At 45.5% G+C, this 19,608-nt stretch carries 17 protein-coding genes; 4 read left to right on the forward strand and 13 right to left on the reverse strand.

Annotated elements, in window-relative coordinates:
* Positions 1-74 precede the first annotated feature (74 nt).
* The 7 genes from pfkB to AC6F33_RS16470 all read right to left on the reverse strand — a co-directional run bounded on the left by pfkB (position 75) and on the right by AC6F33_RS16470 (position 8,781).
* Positions 75-986: a 1-phosphofructokinase gene (gene pfkB, locus AC6F33_RS16440; protein WP_255747769.1), complete on the reverse strand. Its 912-nt coding sequence runs from the start codon at positions 984-986 to the stop codon at positions 75-77.
* A 390-nt stretch (positions 987-1,376) separates the two neighbouring features.
* The gene (gene qoxD / locus AC6F33_RS16445; RefSeq protein WP_255747770.1) at positions 1,377-1,694 is read right to left on the reverse strand and encodes a cytochrome aa3 quinol oxidase subunit IV; all 318 of its coding nucleotides are present in this window, start codon (positions 1,692-1,694) and stop codon (positions 1,377-1,379) included.
* Between the two features lies 1 nt (position 1,695).
* Positions 1,696-2,325, reverse strand: coding sequence for a cytochrome aa3 quinol oxidase subunit III (gene qoxC / locus AC6F33_RS16450; protein WP_255747771.1), 630 nt, complete (start codon positions 2,323-2,325; stop codon positions 1,696-1,698).
* Complete coding sequence (gene qoxB / locus AC6F33_RS16455) at positions 2,325-4,268, reverse strand: cytochrome aa3 quinol oxidase subunit I (RefSeq protein WP_255747933.1); 1,944 nt, start codon at positions 4,266-4,268, stop codon at positions 2,325-2,327. Before qoxB ends, qoxC begins: the two co-directional genes overlap by 1 nt.
* Positions 4,269-4,284: 16 nt before the next feature.
* Positions 4,285-5,244 carry a cytochrome aa3 quinol oxidase subunit II gene (qoxA, locus tag AC6F33_RS16460; protein WP_255747772.1) on the reverse strand — a complete coding sequence of 320 codons (960 nt, stop codon included), beginning with the start codon at positions 5,242-5,244 and terminating at the stop codon, positions 4,285-4,287.
* A 554-nt stretch (positions 5,245-5,798) separates the two neighbouring features.
* The gene (locus AC6F33_RS16465) at positions 5,799-6,923 is read right to left on the reverse strand and encodes a LysM peptidoglycan-binding domain-containing protein (protein ID WP_255747773.1); all 1,125 of its coding nucleotides are present in this window, start codon (positions 6,921-6,923) and stop codon (positions 5,799-5,801) included.
* A gap of 82 nt (positions 6,924-7,005) precedes the next feature.
* Entirely contained in the window at positions 7,006-8,781 is a 1,776-nt protein-coding gene (locus tag AC6F33_RS16470; RefSeq protein ID WP_500777460.1) for a putative bifunctional diguanylate cyclase/phosphodiesterase, read from the reverse strand.
* 233 nt (positions 8,782-9,014) lie between these two features.
* Here AC6F33_RS16470 and pdxK point away from each other — a divergent pair, with 233 nt between their 5' ends.
* Entirely contained in the window at positions 9,015-9,854 is an 840-nt protein-coding gene (gene pdxK / locus AC6F33_RS16475; RefSeq protein ID WP_480948209.1) for a pyridoxine/pyridoxal/pyridoxamine kinase, read from the forward strand.
* 157 nt (positions 9,855-10,011) lie between these two features.
* Here pdxK and AC6F33_RS16480 read toward each other — a convergent pair whose 3' ends face one another.
* Complete coding sequence (locus tag AC6F33_RS16480; RefSeq protein WP_480948208.1) at positions 10,012-10,635, reverse strand: TetR/AcrR family transcriptional regulator; 624 nt, start codon at positions 10,633-10,635, stop codon at positions 10,012-10,014.
* 193 nt (positions 10,636-10,828) lie between these two features.
* Here AC6F33_RS16480 and AC6F33_RS16485 point away from each other — a divergent pair, with 193 nt between their 5' ends.
* Together AC6F33_RS16485 and AC6F33_RS16490 are read left to right on the forward strand one after the other, a co-directional pair.
* Positions 10,829-11,554, forward strand: a complete 726-nt coding sequence (locus AC6F33_RS16485) for an ABC transporter ATP-binding protein (RefSeq protein WP_480948207.1) — start codon at positions 10,829-10,831, stop codon at positions 11,552-11,554.
* A complete protein-coding gene (locus AC6F33_RS16490; RefSeq protein WP_480948206.1) occupies positions 11,551-12,759 on the forward strand; it encodes an ABC transporter permease in 1,209 nt (402 codons plus the stop codon). Before AC6F33_RS16485 ends, AC6F33_RS16490 begins: the two co-directional genes overlap by 4 nt.
* A gap of 145 nt (positions 12,760-12,904) precedes the next feature.
* Here AC6F33_RS16490 and AC6F33_RS16495 read toward each other — a convergent pair whose 3' ends face one another.
* Positions 12,905-13,414, reverse strand: coding sequence for a PTS sugar transporter subunit IIA (locus AC6F33_RS16495; RefSeq protein ID WP_255747782.1), 510 nt, complete (start codon positions 13,412-13,414; stop codon positions 12,905-12,907).
* Between the two features lie 182 nt (positions 13,415-13,596).
* Here AC6F33_RS16495 and AC6F33_RS16500 point away from each other — a divergent pair, with 182 nt between their 5' ends.
* Positions 13,597-15,822 (forward strand): alpha-galactosidase, encoded by a 2,226-nt coding sequence (locus tag AC6F33_RS16500; protein WP_500777461.1) that lies wholly within the window; start codon positions 13,597-13,599, stop codon positions 15,820-15,822.
* 179 nt (positions 15,823-16,001) lie between these two features.
* On the opposite strand, the gene AC6F33_RS16505 is transcribed toward AC6F33_RS16500, so the two are convergent.
* The 4 genes from AC6F33_RS16505 to AC6F33_RS16520 all read right to left on the reverse strand — a co-directional run bounded on the left by AC6F33_RS16505 (position 16,002) and on the right by AC6F33_RS16520 (position 19,495).
* Positions 16,002-16,328, reverse strand: a complete 327-nt coding sequence (locus AC6F33_RS16505) for a DsrE family protein (RefSeq protein WP_255747785.1) — start codon at positions 16,326-16,328, stop codon at positions 16,002-16,004.
* A 136-nt stretch (positions 16,329-16,464) separates the two neighbouring features.
* Entirely contained in the window at positions 16,465-18,363 is a 1,899-nt protein-coding gene (locus tag AC6F33_RS16510) for an ABC-F family ATP-binding cassette domain-containing protein (RefSeq protein WP_500777462.1), read from the reverse strand.
* Between the two features lie 172 nt (positions 18,364-18,535).
* Positions 18,536-19,183 carry a class A sortase gene (locus AC6F33_RS16515; protein ID WP_500777463.1) on the reverse strand — a complete coding sequence of 216 codons (648 nt, stop codon included), beginning with the start codon at positions 19,181-19,183 and terminating at the stop codon, positions 18,536-18,538.
* A gap of 99 nt (positions 19,184-19,282) precedes the next feature.
* Positions 19,283-19,495, reverse strand: coding sequence for a helix-turn-helix domain-containing protein (locus tag AC6F33_RS16520; RefSeq protein ID WP_500777464.1), 213 nt, complete (start codon positions 19,493-19,495; stop codon positions 19,283-19,285).
* Between the last annotated feature and the right edge of the window lie 113 nt (positions 19,496-19,608).

A 19,608-nucleotide genomic window follows, 5' to 3' on the forward strand; every position in this document is an offset into this window, starting at 1 on the left:
TATCAGTGGCGGAGTCCTAATGATTTCTCTTTAAAACTTTATGCCCATCTTTCTCAGCCACAACAGAGCTGCCTTTAGATCGTACTAATTTTAATTTGCGGCAGCATTTCTTCTACTTTTTCTTTTGTACACAGGTCAACAGAGAATGCTGTTGCACTACCTGATGCCGCGCCTTTTTGGAATGCTTTCTTGAAATCGCCGCTCACGGCATACTCAGATAAGAAGCCGCCAACCAAAGAATCTCCGGCACCGACTGAGTTTTTCAATTCGCCTTTAGCCGGCGGAGCATAGAGGTATTGATCCTTGTCTATGTAGATCGCACCTTTGCCGCCCATCGAAACGATGACATGGTCAATTCCTTTTTCAACAAGCTTTTTGCCATAGACTTTGACTTCATCGAAGCTATCGATTGTTACACCGAAATATTCGCCAAGTTCATGATGGTTCGGCTTTACAAGGAATGGCTTTGCTTCAACAATTTCACGGAAGGCCTTGCCACTCGTATCCACAATGACCTTTGCTCCACTTGCAGCCACGTGATCCATCATATCTTTATAAATGGTAACAGGGAGAGTGGCAGGAGCGCTCCCGGAAAGAACAAGGATATCATCGGCAGTCAGCTTTTCCAGCTTTGCAAAGAGAGCATTCAACTGTTCGTCAGTAATCTGCGGTGCAACACCGTTGATTTCTGTTTCTGTATCACTCTTCAGCTTTACATTAATTCGCGTATCACCGTCAACAGGAACGAAATCAGCTTCAATTCCCTCTTCAGCGAGCTTTCCTTTAATAAATTCTCCCGTAAAGCCGCCGATAAAACCGAGGCAGATGGAGTTCTGTCCTAAATGTTTTAAAACTCTAGAGACGTTGATGCCTTTTCCACCGGGCATTTTACGGTCAGCTTTGACATGGTTCAATTCACCGGCTCTGAAATTGTCCACTTGCAGAAAATAATCAATCGCCGGATTCAGTGTGCACGTATAGATCACGAATGATCAGCTCCTAATTAAAATTTTTATTATAATCACGAATTGCGGCCTAAAGTTCAAACGATCAAATAGAGAGCGGATTCATTACTAAGATCGGTTAATCTTTTGTATTGTCTGCCGCTTGACACAGATCCATACCCTTCAGGCCGCGATTTCCCGGTTTCCCAGGGAATCGCTTGCATATTTACAGACCGCCTCTATTAAAAACCCGAAAGGTCTCTCAAGTAATTAATTATAAAGTGAAAAACGTTCATTATCAATCAAATAAATTCATAAGTATTCACAAAATGCCGTTTTTTGACTGATTTATGAACTTACCCATATATTTTCTTTGCGCAGAAAAGGCGGGGCAACAAGCGCTCCGCCTTAATTTTAACATAGTGCGCCTTTTTACAGCGCGTAGGCTAATATCCATAATGTTCCGCCAACAACGGCAAATGCAACATAAATACCAAAAAGAATGCCAATGAGTTGATGGACAGGCTCAGTTCCTTCTGTCACATGCATAAACATGAACAGCTGAATGAACGCCTGAAAAATGGCTAATCCAACAATAATTGTTAGGGTAACATGCACCGGCAACGACAAACCAACAGCAATCCACAGGGCGATAAAAGTAAGTGCCAGTGAAAGCAGCAGCCCAATGACTTGCTTCCAAGGAAAACCTGCCCGCACCTGTTCCGACATTTGATTCTGATTTTCATCCATTTTAAATCACCAACCCTGTCAGATAAACAGCTGTAAAAATAAAAATCCAGACAACGTCAAGGAAATGCCAGTAGAGACCGGCCATGAATGCCTTACGTGCTGTGACCGGCGTAATGCCTCGCTTTCCAAGCTGCAGTAAAATACCGATAATCCATATAATACCAAGCGACACGTGACAGCCGTGTGTACCAAGCAGAACAAAGAATCCGGAGAGGAACGCGCTTCTTGATATCGGTGCCCCTTCATGAACTGCATAGGTATAAAATTCGTTGACCTCAAGTCCGACAAACACCAGACCAAGCAGAATGGTTACAATCAGCCATCCGATCAGTCCTTTTTTATTATGACGGCGAAGTTCTATTGTGCTTAATCCGCATGTAAAACTGCTTACCAGAAGTACAATCGTTTCAGCCATAACCGGACCGATCTCAAACAAATCCTTTGCCGTCGGACCGCCGGCTGTGTGACTCTGCAGCACAAGATAGGTGCCGAACAAGGTGCCGAACAGGACCAATTCGGCCGCAAGGAAGATCCAAAATCCGACAATACGAAGGTCGCCTTCCTCTGTCGTGTATTCAAGAGGCATTTTGCTTCGATCTTTTTCATGCAGGCTCAGTGTTGATTCCGTCATTAGGATAACCTCCCCGTGGCAGCTTCGGTTCGTTTAATTTCCTCAACTGAGATGTAGTGATGATCATTGTATACAAAGGAACGTGCGATCATACACGCGATAACACCGATAACGCCTGGAATAGCCATCCAGTACCACTCAAAAACACACCCGAATCCGGCCACAAACATAAACGAAGCCATGATGACCGGAATACCGGTATTATTCGGCATGTGGATCGGTGCATAAGATTTAACTGTTCCTGCATTTCCTGCTTTGCGTTTTTCCTTTGTCACAGCAAATGCGTCTCGTTCCGAAACTTCAGGAATATGTGCGAAATTATACTCTGCAGCCGGTGAAGCAGTTGACCATTCCAAAGTGCGGCCGTTCCACGGATCGCCGGTCGCATCCTTTTTCCCATGCATCGCGCTCCAAATAATATTGTAGGCCATTAGGACAAATCCTGCGCCCATACCAAAGGCACCGATGGTCATCACCACATTGATCGGAGTCCATCCAAGTCCTGCAGGGTACGTATACATACGACGGGTCATGCCCATCAAACCGAGGAAATACATCGGCATAAAGCAAACATTAAAGGAAATCATGAAAATCCAAAACGACCATTTTCCCTTTGTCTCATCCAGCATGTAGCCGAACATTTTTGGCCACCAATAATGCAGACCGCAAAAGATGCCGAACACGGTACCGGCAATCAGGGTACTGTGGAAATGGGCAACCAGAAAGTAGCTGTTATGATATTGGTAATCGGCAGGCGCCATCGCCAGCATTACGCCGGTAACACCGCCAATTGTGAAGTTCGGAATAAAGGCCAATGCCCAGAGCATCGGAGTTGTAAATTGAATACGCCCTTTATTCAAGGTAAACAGCCAGTTAAAGATCTTCACACCGGTTGGTATCGCGATGAGCATCGTCGATATTGAGAAAAAGGCATTAACAGGAGCCGTATTGCCCATGGTGAAAAAGTGGTGCAGCCAAGTAATAAAACTGAGCAAGGAGATTGCTACCATTGACCAGACCATGACGGCATACCCGAACAAAGTCTTATGTGCAAACGTGGCAATGACCTCGGAAAAGATGCCGAATACCGGCAGCAACACAATATAAACCTCCGGATGCCCCCAAAACCAGAACAAATTGGCCCAAAGCATCGGAGAACCTCCGGCAGCAATCGTGAAAAAGTGAGCACCAAACAATCGGTCAATAGTCATCAGAGCCAGCGCAACCGTGAAGGCCGGAAATGCGAAGACAACAATAACCGATGTAATCAATATGGACCACGTGAACATTGGCATTTTAAACAACGTCATGCCCGGAGCACGCATTTTTAAAATGGTCACAAGGAAGTTGATTCCCGTAGCCAGCGATCCAATCCCGGAAATCTGCACACCGAGCAAATAGTAGTTCTGTCCAACGCCGGGGTTCATTTCCACATCCGCATACGGAGCATAGCTTGACCACCCTGCATCCGGTGAACCGCCAATGACGAACGATAAGTTAAACAGCATTGCTCCGACAAAGAACAACCAAAAGCTGAGTGCGTTCAAAAATGGGAAAGCAACATCGCGCGCGCCGATTTGAAGCGGCACAGCTATGTTCATTAAACCAAAAATAAATGGCATGGCAACAAAAATAATCATAATTGTGCCATGGGTCGTGAATACTTGATTATAATGTTCAGCATCAAGAAAATGCAGATTAGGCAAAGTCAGCTGTGTACGCATCATCAAGGCATCAACACCGCCTCTGAAAAGCATCAGCAGCGCTGCAATAATGTACATAATGCCGATTTTCTTATGATCAACTGAGGTCAGCCATTCTTGCCACAGCCATTTCCACTTTTTAAAATAGGTTAAGACAGCAACAATGCCAATTGAAGCTAAAGCGATTGAAGCGTCCGCGCCATAAATCATCGGATCTCCGGTGACAAAAAACCAACCCATAAACGATTTAATGGAATCAATCATTGTGGTCATGCCCCCCTTTCCCGTTGTTCTCTTTATCCATATCCATACCATTCATTTTGTCTGTTTCGACCGGATCGCCATTCATCAGCGCTTCCATCTGTGCTTTGTTCAAATCCTTCGAAACAAGTTCCGGATAGGACGAAAACTCTTGCGGTTTCACCGTATTCGGCTTAAGCAATTCCATATATTTTTCATGTGTCAGAGCCGGTTTATTGCTTTTCACAGACTGTACCCAGCTGTCAAAATCCGTGGCTGATCGCGCCATCACTTTAAAGGTCATGTGTGCAAAGCCCTTGCCGGAATAGTTGGAGCTGCGTCCATCATAGTTGCCAGGTTTATCTGCCTGCAGCCATAACTTCATTGGCATATCAGTCATGGTATACTGCTGGCCTCCCAGTTCCGGCACCCAGAACGCATTCATTGCATCATAGGCATGGAGACGAAATTTGACCGGTGTACCTGCCGGAATCACAACATAATTAACGGTCTCAATCTTTTGATTCGGATAACGGAACAGCCATTTCCACTGGACCGAGGTCACGTCGATCGTGAGCGTTTTGCCCGCCGTTTTTGACTGCATCGCCGTGGCCTTCGGAGGATTACTCAACGAAAATAGTGTTTTCACCGTTGGTACTGCAAGCAGCACGCAGATGACCACCGGAACAATCATCCAGATTATTTCAAGTTTCCTGTTTCCCGTATCATCAGGATCGTATCCGGCACTTTTTTTACGTCCATACCGTGCCAGCACATAAACAAATATTATAAGAACAATGGCGAGAACGAAGCTCATCATAATTAATGACCAGATAATCAAATGATATTGTGATCTGGCTACAGGTCCCTGCGGATTCAGCACAGCAATCTTGTCTGAGCACCCAGTGAGCATGGTGAGCATCGGTACCGCCAGCAGGAGAAGCATAGGTTTTATGAGTATTTTTAACTTCTTCACGTTTGCTCTTCCTCCCCTCTTTTTCTCTCTTCGTTTTACGCACAAAGTAAACATTGACATTATAGCATAAACTTTAAATTATAACTTTAATAAAACTGTTTTAAAGTGATTTTTGTTACAATATGTTGTCATATTCTTTATTTTATATATTATTACTGTTTTAGACACATATCGTTCACTTATTATTCACATTATAGAAGGTTTTCTTCAAATTTTAAAGCGTTTTCACTCGTTTCTGGTTAGAAGCAAACCGTCTGTACATACGAACAACTTCATACGCGGTTAAGGCAATAAATGTCGCTTCACTAATGATACGGTTCAGCGTCACGTATCCAGGGTCGGTCGATCGGAGTAAGCGCCTAATCCGATAATAGACGGAAAATTTCCGCTTAAGAACCCGAATGCTTTATGAGTCAGAAGTGAGACGGATGACGGGCATTTTTTATTAGCTCAAAAACACCTTTCAGGCGGGTCATGACTGTTATTTACATGCCAAAAAAGCCCGGGACGGATATGTCTCCGTCCCGAGCTTTCTCTTTTATTTTATTTCACAGTCACATGGTGCCGGGAATAATCAAATGCTGTCCAGGATAAATCAGTATGGATGATAGATTATTCGCTCGCATTAACTGATTCACGGTTATGCTATGGAGTGTTGCAATTTCCCATAGGCTGTCGCCTTTTTTCACTTTGTAATCGCCGCTTGAACTGGATGACGATTTTTGCGTTGTCGTTTTGTATGAGGTCTGTGTGGCAGTTGAAGCAGACGATGCTGCTGTCTGTGAGAGTTTCAAAGTTTGCCCGGGAAAGATCAGATCCGATGTTAATCCATTAGCGAATTTCAGCGTGTTCACCGACATTCCGTTCTTGCTTGCAATTGCCCAGAGACTGTCGCCGCTTTTTACCGTATAGGTTGAAGCAGACGAGCTCTGTTGAGTCGATGAGGTCGATTCGGACGATTGCACAGACTTGGCATTTTCCGTTGTGGCGGATGCGGATGTCCCTGATAATTTCAACACCTGACCCGGATAAATCGTATCTGACTTCAGTCCGTTAAGAGATTTCAGCTGAGATACCGACGTGCTGTTGTGATTTGCAATTGCCCAGAGACTATCGCCGCTTTTCACCGTATAGGTTGAAGCAGCAGTGCTCTCTGTTGATGATTGTGCAACGTTAGCAGTTTGACTGCTGCTTGAAACGCTCGTACCACTGCCTGTAATCCGGCGAGCGGTTTTGAATTTCGGTTCCCAGTACGACTGTGAACCTCCTCCGCTGAATACATTTGTGACGTGAACACCAACTGTGACTTCAGAACTGATCATCTGCCCGTTACCAACATAAATGCCGACATGATGGATGCCTCCATCACCTGATGTATCAAAGAAGAGCAAGTCGCCAGGCTGCAATTGACTTCTCGACACACCTACTCCTACCGTTGCCTGCGCTGCAGAAGTTCTCGGCAAGGTCACATCCATAACCTTTTTGAATATGAGCTGAGTAAACGAAGAGCAGTCAAATACAGATTCAGAATAAGCCGGTGCGCCGTATTCATATGATTTTCCTTGATAGTTCAACGCTTGATTCACGACATCCTGCCCTGACGCAGCCAAAGCCTGCTGTCCGGTCGCCGAAAATAATAGTCCGCTCACTAAAGCGGTAGGCACAATCATTTTTTTCATGAAAAACGCCTCCTAATTATCTGCGTACTTGAACACTGCACACTATTAATAAAATAATCGACCCATCTTCCGCTCAAATTTCCTACATAATCATTTCACTGATTTGCTGATTAATCGGGGCCAGCTGTTCAACAAATCGCTCAGCGTTTAAAGGCCGGGCAAACAGATACCCTTGAGCGAGTGCGCAATTCGTTTGTTTCAGAAACTGGACATGTTCAGCCGACTCGACACCTTCAGCGACCACTTGCAAGTTAAGCTCATTTGCAAGCGCCACAATCATTCGGACGAGTGCAACATCTTGATGATCATGGCGGTTGCCCCGGATAAATGATTGATCAATTTTGAGCTGTCTCAATGGCAATTGCTTCAGATAGTTTAAAGAATTGTACCCTGTTCCAAAGTCATCAATGCTGATACCGACCCCAATCTCTTCAAGCGCCTGAAGTTTCTGAGACATCACGAACAGGTCTGCACCGGCCGTCTCCGTAATCTCAAGCTGCAGGCGCTCTGCCGGAAGACCTGATTCGGTCAAGGACGACTGAACCAAGTCTACCAGATTCTCTTGGAACAGCTGCTTCGGTGACAGATTAACAGATACATTAATTAAAAGTCCTTGGTCATTCCATTGCTTGGTCTGCTTGCAAGCCGTCCTCATCACCCACTCGCCGATTTGCTCAATGAGTCCTATCTCCTCGGCAAGCGGAATGAATATACCCGGAGAGATAACCCCTCGAATCGGATGAATCCAGCGGATCAGTGCTTCGGAGCCGACAACAGTTCCCGCCTTAAGATCAATTTGCGGTTGATAGTGAAGTGTAAATTCGTTCCGCTTCACCGCATGGCGCAAGTCCATTTCCAGTTCAAGCCGCTTGCGCAGACTATTGATGATTCCCGGATTGTAGAATTCATATTTGCCACGGCTGTTTTTCTTTGCGTAATGAATCGCTGCAATAGCAGAATCAATCAATTTACCTCCGCTGTCGGCATCCTCCGGAAAAAAGCTCACACCCATCGTGATGGATTCGTACCAAGGAGTATTATGTATCTGAATCGGCGCTGTAAACGAGTTCATGATCCGTTTCATGTGCATTTTCAAATCGGCTCGCGTACGATTTTTGAATAAAATAGCGAATTCATCGCCTCGATAGTGATAAACGCGCTCCCCTTCGCATTCTTTCAACCGTTTCGCCGCTTCTTGGAGCAGCTTGTCCCCGGCATCTCTACCAATAGTGTCGTTCACTCTGTTCATGCTGTCAATATCGACAAACACCAGTGCAAGCGAAAGGGCCGTATTTTCAACCGTTTCGTGTTCTAGTTGTTTACGCAGCGCGAGGCTGCCCGGGAGTTCGGTTACCGGATCGATAAGGCTTTCTTTACCGTCACCGCTCTGTAGATAAGCGCGATCCTCAACATCAGCGGTCCCGACATAGACGAGCGAATGACGCATATCGCTAATTTTTTGGCTTTTGACAACCAGCGAGACTCTTAATCCGTCGCCGCGGATCACAACAATTCGTTCCTCGATCGCGTTGGTGCGTCCCTCTCTCAAATCATTAATGACGGCTGCCGTTCCTTCAAAATTTTGCAGCGAGACGACATCTTGCCATTTCATCTGCTTCAATGTTTCGGCAGAATAGCCCGTTAACTCACAGAGCCGATTGTTCACGTAAATGAAAGTCCCGTTTTTTATAATAAACGCACCGATATGCAAGGTATCGGTTATTTTTTTTATGATTTTTTCCCCTTCCTCTTTCTTCCTTAATCTCTGAATGCGAAAAAACATCAGCAGAGATACAATTGAAAGAAGAATCGCCAGGAAGGCGGCAAAAGTTATGAGCCAATCACTGTCTCCAGACATAATCCAGAAAGCACCTGCCTTCCACCACCAACCATTAATCCTCTGTTAGTGACAGTAGTCTACATCTTTTTTATCGGCTCGCATATCCATCGATTTAATGCATAATCACAAAAAAATTTCGACAAATATCCTCCAAATGATTTGAAATACAATTGGGACAAATACTGAACATAGTTTTTTTAAAAAATACTTACTATAATAGTAAACAAAGATAGGTACGAGGAGGATGGTTGATGAACACAATTCACAAAGCAATGACCATTGCAGGGTCAGATACCAGCGGCGGTGCAGGGATGCAGGCCGATTTAAAAACATTTCAGGAGCTCGGTGTTTACGGCATGACCGCTCTGACCTGCATTGTAACGATGGATCCGTACAAGCATTGGTCGCACAGCGTCACCACGCTTGATACGGAATTACTAAAGAAACAGCTGGATACGATTGTTGTCGGCATTGGTGTTGATGCGATGAAAACCGGTATGCTCGGCTCACCGGAAATAATAAAAATCGCTTCTGACACCATTGAAAAGAATCACTTAACACGTGTGGTCATTGATCCGGTCATGGTCTGCAAGGGTGCCGAAGAGGAAATTCAGCCGGAACTGCAGCCGGAGAATACGGCCGCAATGCTTAAGCTGCTGATTCCAAAAGCACTCGTCACCACTCCGAATTTATATGAAGCTGCACGGCTGACCGGCATGCCAAGGATTACAACTGTTGATCAAATGAAAGAGGCGGCACAAAAAATCGTCGCACTTGGAGCAAAAAATGCATTGGTGAAAGGCGGGAGCCGATTACCCGAGACGGATCAGGCCATCGACGTTCTTTATGACGGCAAGGATTTTCATATCATTGCCGATGAACGCGTGGACACACCAAATATTCATGGAGCAGGCTGCACTTATGCGGCTGCCGTCACCGCGGGACTGGCTAAGGGTCAATCGGTACTTGAAGCTGTTAAAGTAGCTAAGGCATTTGTCACTGCTGGAATCCGCGCTTCATTCAGCCTTAATGAGTACACCGGCCCAACTGATCACAGTGCGTATAAAAAGGAATTAGCAGCGAAAGGTTAATGAATGATTGGATACAAAAGAGTAAGCGCATGGAGTAAGAAGTCATGATGTGTTTCCGATCGGCCGAGACGCATGCCGTCGTTTCAATGAATAGCGAAGTATAGTCTTGCACTCTATATATTAGATAAAAATCGCTTCACAATTTGTGAGGCGATTTTTATTTGCGTTCATCTGGAAAACCAAGGCCCAACGCTCTGAGTGGCCCGCGAGTCATAATAAGAAAAAGCTTTTCCGCCATCTCCCGCTCTGAAATCCGCATTTGATTTTCAAACCACCAGCTGACGAGCCCGATCATCGCTGATGAGATAAAGATCGGCAGGATTTCAAGTATCAAAGAATCCGCTTTCTCGGACGGAACCTGTAATGGTTGAATCTCTGTTCGGAATTTTGCTAGAAAAAGCGATTGCATCCGATGACGGAACATCGGGATTCCCTCGTTAAATAACATCGCTCGAAAGAAACGATCATGCTTCTTAAAGTGTTGAAAAATGGTTAATGCAAAGCCGACGACTCGTTCGGGGATTACTTTGTCATCCACAAAATACTCATGCGGGCGAAATTTATCGACAGTCTCTGCCAGACCTTCCTCCATAACGATTTCCAGCAAGTCATATTTGTCTTCATAATGAAGATAAAAAGTGCCGCGTCCGATTTTAGCGGCTGAAGCTATATCTTTAACTGTAATCTCATTAAAATTCTTCTGCAGCAGCAAATCGAGAAAGTGTGATTGAATGGCCGCACGTGTTTTAAGTACGCGCAGATCTGTTGAATCGGATGCCATAAATCCCCCTCCGGAATCATTGACGTTCAAGACGATGATCAAACAAAATAAGACAGATAATCAACGTTTTGCTTCAAAGTGTTCAATAATGACCATTTTCTCAAACATTGACTATTGAACATTTTCCCCACCCATTCTATCATAATTAATGAACACAGTGTTCAATAGCATGCATACAAAGGATGTGATGACAGTGAGCTACCCAATCAAGGGAGACCATCTGCACAAACGGTTCAAGAATCAAATCGTACTGGATGATGTGTCTCTCACGCTTCAAGAAGGGGAAATTTATGGCCTGATTGGTCCGTCCGGTGCCGGAAAGACGACGCTTGTCCGGATCTTGCTCGGCCTTGAAAAAGCAGACAGCGGCAAGGTTGAATTGTTTGAACAGCGCCCGACCCTGAACGCATTCCGTTCGCTCGGCTATATGGCTCAGTCCGACGCTTTATATAACGAATTAAGTGCTTATCAAAATCTTGAATTCTTTGCCTCCATTCAAGGGATGCGCGGCAAGGAGAAAAAGCAGCGCATCTACGAAGTGGCCAAAGCAGTTGATTTAGAGAAGGATTTGAAAAAAAATGTGTCCAATTTTTCTGGAGGTATGAAACGACGCCTCTCACTGGCGGCGGCTCTCGTCCATCGTCCGCGGCTCTATTTGCTTGACGAACCAACAGTTGGCCTCGATCCGATGATCCGGCGCAAGCTGTGGACTCTTTTCCATTATTTAAAAGGAAAGGGCGCAACCATTATCGTGACCACTCACGTCATGGATGAGGTCGCACAATGCGACCGGGTCGGACTGCTCAGCGAAGGGAAAATAATTGCTGAAGGCGCCCCGAAAGCATTAACCGAACAATACGGCGTTCCTTCTGTGGAAGATATCTTTATCACGATTGAGAAGGAAGGCGCAAAGAAATGAGAAATCTGTTTGCTATGGCGCGGCGCATCATTCGCCAGATTGTCCGCGATAAGCGCACCCTGGCTCTATTGATTATCGCGCCGCTTCTGATCCTGACACTCGTCTGGTATATTTTCGGAGCGAAAACCGCCGAGCCGAATCTTGCCATTATTCATTATGAGTCTTCCGATTATCTGTCTGCTTTTAAAGCATCCGACTACATGCGGATGAGTCCGCTTCAAGCGCGGCAATCTCTTGCTGACAAGAAGATCGATGCCTATGTTGATTTGAAGAATCCGATTAAAGTACATTTAGAAGGCAGTGATCCGTCACGTAACGGTCTCGCGATGAGCAAGATCCAGAAGTCGATGCAAACGATTCAACAACTGAACGTTACATCCATGAAGAAGCAGCTCACTGATGTCATTAACGCACAGCAGAAAGGAATTCAGGCCCAGCAACAAACTATGAAGCAGATGTCCGAAGCGATGCAGCGCTATGCGCCTTCAGCGCTTGCCTCAATCATGCAGAATGCACCAAAAACGGAGCAGCCGAACCAGGCAAATGCACCAGACAAAGTGAAGCTGGATGTCTCCTATCTGCATGGCAATGCCATTCTGAACACCTTTGATTCCTTTGGACCCGCCATGGTCGGTATCTTTGTCTTCCTATTCATTTTCATGATCGGTGGCGTGTCCTTCCTTCGTGAGCGGACAACCGGAACCTTAGATCGTTTGATGGCTTCCCCCATAAAGAGCTATCAGATTATCTGGGGCTACATGTTCGGTTTCGGACTGTTTGTCATCGTCCAGTCCTTTGTCCTCACCTGTTATATTGTCTATGTGCTGAATATCTACAACATCGGACATCTGCTGGACGTACTGATTATCGTGTTCATCCTGTCCTTCAGTGCGCTTTCGCTCAGCATCCTGCTTTCGACCTTTGCATCGAATGAGCTGCAGATGTTCCAGTTCATTCCGCTTGTCATTGTTCCGCAGGTCTTTTTGTCGGGACTGTTTCCAATTGATACCCTGCCCAGCTGGGTGCGTGCGATTGGCAATCTGATGCCGATTCATTACTCGACCGAGGCCTTGAGAAATATCATGATCCGCGGCACCGGCTTTTCCGGGTGGTGGCTCGATGGATTGATTCTCCTGCTTTTCTCTGTCGTCTTTATTGTTATCAATGTTCTGGTCATCCGCCGTTCGCGACCGATTGCCGATTAATTACAGATATGTTTAAAGACCGAGCTGCTCGCTCGGTCTTTTTATTGCATCATTTTTCATTTTTCAACAGAAGCGAATCATTGATTTAATCGTTTCGTACGAATTATATGCCGTTCGGCAATGGTTTTTCAAGATTCATTACCATTTATGATTGAATCGATACTTTATTATTTTCCACAACAACATGCTCACCATCATTCAAATTGGTAAACACAACAGAAGTAATCGTCGACGGAACCTTATCCGAAATCTTGGAGAAATCGACCTGCAGCAGACGATCCCCCTTCTTCACAGCAGTACCATCCTTTACAAGCGATGTGAATCCCTCTCCTTTAAGAGAAACCGTTTCCAATCCCACGTGTATTAAAATCTCCCGACCATCGTCCGACTTGAGCGAGATCGCATGTTTCGTAGGAAATATATTCGTTATCTTACCATCGACAGGAGAACGGACAATATCATTTTCCGGAATAATCGCAAAACCGTCTCCCATCATTTTTTGAGAAAACACAGGATCCGGCACCTCTGTTATGGACACAACTTTTCCCTTTAACGGGATATAAAATTCGCCGGAAGCAGCAACTTCTGCATTACTTGGTTCCGCTTGATTCGCATTCAATTCACTTTTCTTAAATAACTTTTTTAAAAAACCCATCCGTGCTCACCTCCGAAAACAAAGTGCAAAAAGATTTCTTAATATAACTATACTGTTCGTCATCTATGAACGCAAACATGGCGCATTCCCTAACTATTTGTTAGATTTCTAAATATGTATGGGCTTTCTTTACTTAATTAATCTCATCTACTAAAATCGATCTATATTAAGAAAAATCTCAGATGCACCACAACAAACGACGTCATCATGGAGGTTTTGTCGTGATCAATTATGATTCGAAAAACAAGATCTTTCATCTGCAAACCCAAAAGGCCAGCTATGTAATGCACATAGACAGCGGCTATCTGCTTCATCTCTATTGGGGTAAGAAAATAAACAGATACCGCGGAAGCAGACCACTCACCGAGATGCCCAGATCGTTCGCACCTTATACGGATCCTGCGCGGCGCGGATTCACGCTGAGCACACTGCCCTTAGAATATCCGGCATACGGGAATGGCGATTATCGTCATCCCGCCTACCAGATCCAGCTTGAGAACGGATCGACAATCACTGATCTGCACTATGCAGGCCATGTGATCTACTCAGGAAAGAAGAAACTGGATGGTCTGCCCGCTACCTATATAGAGCAGGAACAAGAAGCTCAATCACTGGATATCATGCTGCAGGACCCGGTGGCCGGTCTGTCCGTTGTGCTCACCTATAGTGTGTTTCGCAATTTCGACGCGATCACCCGATCCGTGCGTTTCGAAAACATTGGAGCCGGCGTCCTTCGCATTCTGAACGCGGCAAGCGCTAGTATCGACTTTCGTGATGATGAATATGACAGCCTGAGTTTCTATGGCTCTCATAATAACGAGCGCAATATGGACCGCCGGCCGCTCGCACCGGGCAGTCGTGTGATTGAGAGCGTACGCGGCGCCAGCAGTCCGCAGCATGATCCGTTTTTCGCCTTAATGCGCCAAAATGCAGATGAAGCGAAGGGGGAAGTGTTCGGCTTCAGTTTCGTATACAGCGGCAATTTTCGATCACAAATCGAGGTCGATCAATACAAGACCACACGCGCATCAATTGGATTAAACCTCTTTGATTTCAGTTGGAGGCTGGATCCGGATGATACCTTTCAAACGCCTGAAGCAGTTCTTGTCTATTCCGATCAAGGACTTGGCGGCATGTCACGAACCTATCATCACCTATATCGGGAACGGTTAGCCCGCGGGAAATACCGTGATCAGTTGCGCCCGATCCTGATCAATAATTGGGAAGCCACTTATTTTAAGCTGAATGAAAAAAAATTGCTGGCAATTGCCAAAGAAGCGCAAAAAGTGAACATCGAACTTTTCGTGCTGGACGACGGCTGGTTCGGCCATCGCGATAATGACAAAAGCTCACTTGGCGATTGGTTTGTCGATAAACGCAAGCTGCCGCACGGACTGGCATGGCTTTCCAATCGCATTCACGAAATGGGGCTTCAATTCGGTCTCTGGTTCGAGCCCGAGATGGTCTCTCCGGACAGCAATTTATACCGTGCGCACCCAGACTGGTGTCTGCATGTCCCGAATCGTCCGCGCAGTTTAAGCCGCTACCAGTTCGTACTTGATCTGTCGCGCAAAGATGTGCGCGATTATCTTGAACATTCGCTATCCTCTATCCTCTCAAACGCGAATATCAATTACGTCAAATGGGACATGAACCGCCATATGACCGAAATCGGCTCAGCACTGCTGCCGCACGACCGCCAACGCGAGACAGCTCACCGTTATATGCTTGGGCTTTATGAATTGATCGAACGTCTCACCAACGCATTTCCAAATATTCTGTTTGAGAGTTGTTCAAGCGGCGGCGGACGCTTCGATCCCGGAATGCTCTACTACATGCCGCAGACGTGGACCAGTGACAATACTGACGCCATTTGCCGATTAAAAATTCAATACGGAACCAGTGCTGTCTATCCGCCGATTGCCATGGGTGCACACGTCTCCGCAGTACCCAATCATCAGGTCGGCCGTATCACATCGCTTGCCATGCGTGGAGTCGTCGCCATGTCCGGAAACTTCGGCTATGAGTTGGATCTCACGAAACTGACCGATGAGGAAAAAGATGCAGTAAAAAAACAAGTGGCTTTTTATAAAGAAATTCGCCCTCTGATTCAATTCGGCGACTTCTACCGGATCACAAACCCATTTGAGCGTGGCGATGCCGCTTGGTGCTTTGTGTCACCAGATCAATCCGAGGCGATCGGCTTCTATTTTACCGTGCTCGCCAGTCCTTCTCAGGTGCAAAAGTCATTTCGTTTTCAAGGCCTCAATTCGGAATTTTTGTATGAAAACAACGAAACTGGCCATGTGTACGGGGGCGACGAACTGATGAACACAGGTCTGAATGTGCCGATGGAAAAAGGTGATTTCCGCAGCTATGTGTGGCGGTTCAGGAAAGTGGTGGAGTGAACGGGGTCGCAACAAAAGATGCACCTGCATAAAAAAAATTCACTAATAAATGATCCTAGCCCAAGTGCGCTGCTTGTGCTAGGATCATTGCTTTCTTATGGGTGTTGCGTAGTAAATAGGTACTGTGCAGCAATGGACTACATGAAAAGCACCTTTACAAAAAACGGATCAAACCAACGTTATGGCTTAATATATGCGTAGCCACTGCTTTGCTTTTTCACTAATTCCACAACTCCTGCCGGAACAACAGATACAAATTCAGGAAGATCCTCTTTCAGGATATGTTGCGCATTTAAAGCGTTCTGACAAGCGACGAACTTGGCTCCTTGATCACTCAGCTCTCTCATCTGATCGATGAACGCTCCAGACCGATAGCCGTTGACCGCCGCTGCATTAGCCAGCACTTCAATTTCAGCGGCCATATGATCTGCCATGAAATTTTTCACATTACCAAGCACCAATGGCCACTTTTCTTTTTCATCAATATGGAAAATAACATGATACATAATTAATCTCCTTCTTGCTTGTTTTTTCTTACAACATTCTTAAATGGCAGCAATATGTTTGCTCGCGTGATTAATCATTGATAATCTAAAAATTTAAAGAAAGCAAAAATCCATTAATGGGATTTTTGCTTTTCATTTATTGATTTTCAATTTCTTCCACTTTCAGCGACAGCTCAGTCCATCGCTCCATTGCCTGATCGAGTTCGGCTTCGGTATTCTGCTGCTCAGTAAAAAGATCTTGCACTTTACCGGCGTCGCTGCCTGCTTCGACAATTTCTTGCTTCAGCTGCTCTACGCGGTCTTCAAGAGCAGCGATCCGATCTTCAATCCCGTTCCACTCCTGCTGTTCTTTATAGGTCAGCTTCTTTTTTTGAGACGTTTGCCTGCGTGCCGGGGCTTCCGGTTTTTCTGATTTCGCTTTGCTTGCCTCAGCCCGCTCGGTTTTCCGTTCATCAACATACTCGCTGTAGTTACCTTCATAGCGGCGAATGATGCCGTTACCTTCAAAGGCGATCAGACGATCCGCAATCCGGTCCAGAAAATAACGATCATGAGAAACCGCAAGAACAGTTCCTGGGAATTGAAGCAAATAGTCTTCCAAAATCGTCAGTGTTTCTGTGTCCAAGTCATTGGTCGGTTCATCGAGAAAAAGTACATTCGGCTCGGACATTAGGACACGCAATAAATACAGCCGCTTATGTTCGCCGCCGGACAGTTTGCGAATAAATGTACGTTGCCGTGGACGTGAAAAAAGAAATCGTTCCAGCATCTGTTCTGCGGTCACCTGCTGTCCGTCAGCTGTGCGCATCACCTGTGCAGCTTCTTTGATATAGTCGATTACCGTCAAATCCTCATTCATTTCCGCATGTTCCTGCGTATAGTAGCCGATTTTTACCGTCTCACCGATTTCCACGACCCCTGAGTCCGGTTCAATTCGTTTTGCAAGCATATTAAGCAGCGTTGTTTTGCCGCTGCCATTGCTGCCGATAATACCGATCCGTTCGCCAGGAATCACGAGCAAATCAAAATCATGAATGAGTGGCTGTCCGTTAAAACTCTTGGACACTTGTTTTGCTTCAATGACCTTCTTGCCCAAACGCGTTGATCCAATCGCGAGATCCACCGATTGCTTTAACTCCGGACCCTTATGCTCCTGCATCTCATGCACACGTTCAACTCTTGCTTTTTGTTTCGTCGACCGAGCTTTCGCGCCACGTCGAAGCCAAGCCAGCTCCTGGCGCAGCTGGTTCTGATGCTTCGTTTCCCCACTTGCTTCTTGTTCCTCACGCTCCGCTTTCTTCTCAAGAAATAGTTCGTAGTTGCCGTCATAAATATAGAGATTTCCATGATCCAATTCAAAAATCTTACGTGTTACGCGATTCAGGAAATAGCGATCATGGGTCACCATTAATAACGCTCCCGGGTACTGATTTAGTGCTTCTTCCAGCCAATCGATAATGTCGTTGTCTAAGTGGTTCGTCGGTTCATCGAGAATCAACAGATCTGCAGGCTGAATCAATGCCCTAGCCAGCGCAATGCGTTTTTTCTGCCCACCGGATCCCTCACTTGCAGGCGTCTCAAAATCATGAATGCCAAGACGTGTTAAAATGCTCTTCGCCGCTGCCTCCGCATCCCAGGCACCAGCCGTATCCATTTGCTGCTGACGTTCCATCAGCTTTTCCTGGAGCGACTGATCACTTGGATCTTTCTCCAAAACACGCAGCGCTTGTTCATAATTTCGCACTGCTGCCATGATCGGTGAAGCCCCACTGTAGATATAATCTAACGCGGTGACTCCCGATTCAAAAGTCGGCGTCTGTGGCAGATAAGCGAGTCGAAATGCATTGGCGTGGCGCAGGTTTCCGCTTTCCGCCGAGTCCTTTCCGGCAAGCACATTCAACAAGGTAGATTTGCCTGTGCCGTTGACACCGATCAATCCAATCCGTTCTCCCTCCGAGATTGAGAATGAGAGATGATTAAAAAGTGTTTGTGTTCCATACGTTTTATATAAATTTTCCACATCGAGAATACTCAAGCTGTATCATCCTTAACCGAACCGAATTATAGAATTTTTAAGCCAGACTCCGGGTCAAGTCAGGCAGAAATTTAAAACTTATAGTTATTTTTTCATTATTAAAAATGAATCGAATCCGCCTAGACGAATCAATCGCCAAACAGGTCTGCTATCATCTTACACTACTTCGTGGTTAATTGGCATGATGATCGGTTACTTTAATCAGCTTCCCTTTAACGATAAGACGACCATCTGTCAGTATTTCCCGATCACAAGTGACTAATGTGATCTGTTTCTTCTTTGTTTGCTGAATGACATCCGTATTTGATGCGTCAACCGTTTTTCTTGAAGTTACTTCATAAACATAATCCTTTTTCAAATCTGTAATCACAATGCGAGCACCGATTTTTATTTTAAGTAGCGGGCTGAAAAGTAAGGTCGGTCGCCGCATGTGGTGACCGGCCAGCGGATAATTGCCCTGACCCATCTTCTGATCCGGGCGCATCGTGGTTGCACCAACAAGAAGATTTGCATTTGTTGTCCCTTTTAAAATGGGTAGATGAATGCCGACACTGTCAATGGAAATTAGCCCGATCATCGCCTTTGGATTCTGCTGCGTGCTTCCCTTTAACGTATCCATAACCGACGGAGGTCGAATCGTCTCGAAATCGAAGGTCGCATTTCTACTATTGTTGCTATGCAGTTGTGTAGCCGTTACTTTTTGTTCTGTAAGGTGAGTGCTCATATAGCCAATGATACTCTCCTTGATGAACGGCGAAAAGATTAGCAAGATCCCGGCAATAACAAGGATAGCTGCAAGTACAGTCCATTTCCAACGCATTTGGTTACTCCGTTTCTTATTAATAATAATCAATTAATTTTCGTTCATCCTCAATAAAAAAATACCTAGTCAAATCTTACCATGATTAGACGTTAAATGTTATCTTAGTGAGCCTCCCACAACTAAATTTGTGGGCAACCCACTCCCGGATGTGGGGAGCTTTCTTTCGGGTTGCTCATGGGCCTTTCCCCAACGATTTAGAAAATGGTTATAGACAAATTGGCTGCACCCAATGATCTTGTTGATTAAGACTGCCTGTTCTTCCGTGGAATACAGTCTAAATTTTAAGGCTTTTTGAATGAGCACAACCATTCCTCTTTGTTCGTAAAAAATCGTTACCTTTATTATAGCACGGATGTTCGGTACTTATATAAAGAAGGGCGACCTCATTCATGGCTTAAGTCACGAGTGAGGTCGCCCTGCAT

Source organism: Sporolactobacillus sp. BBK16-2, from assembly GCF_059878335.1.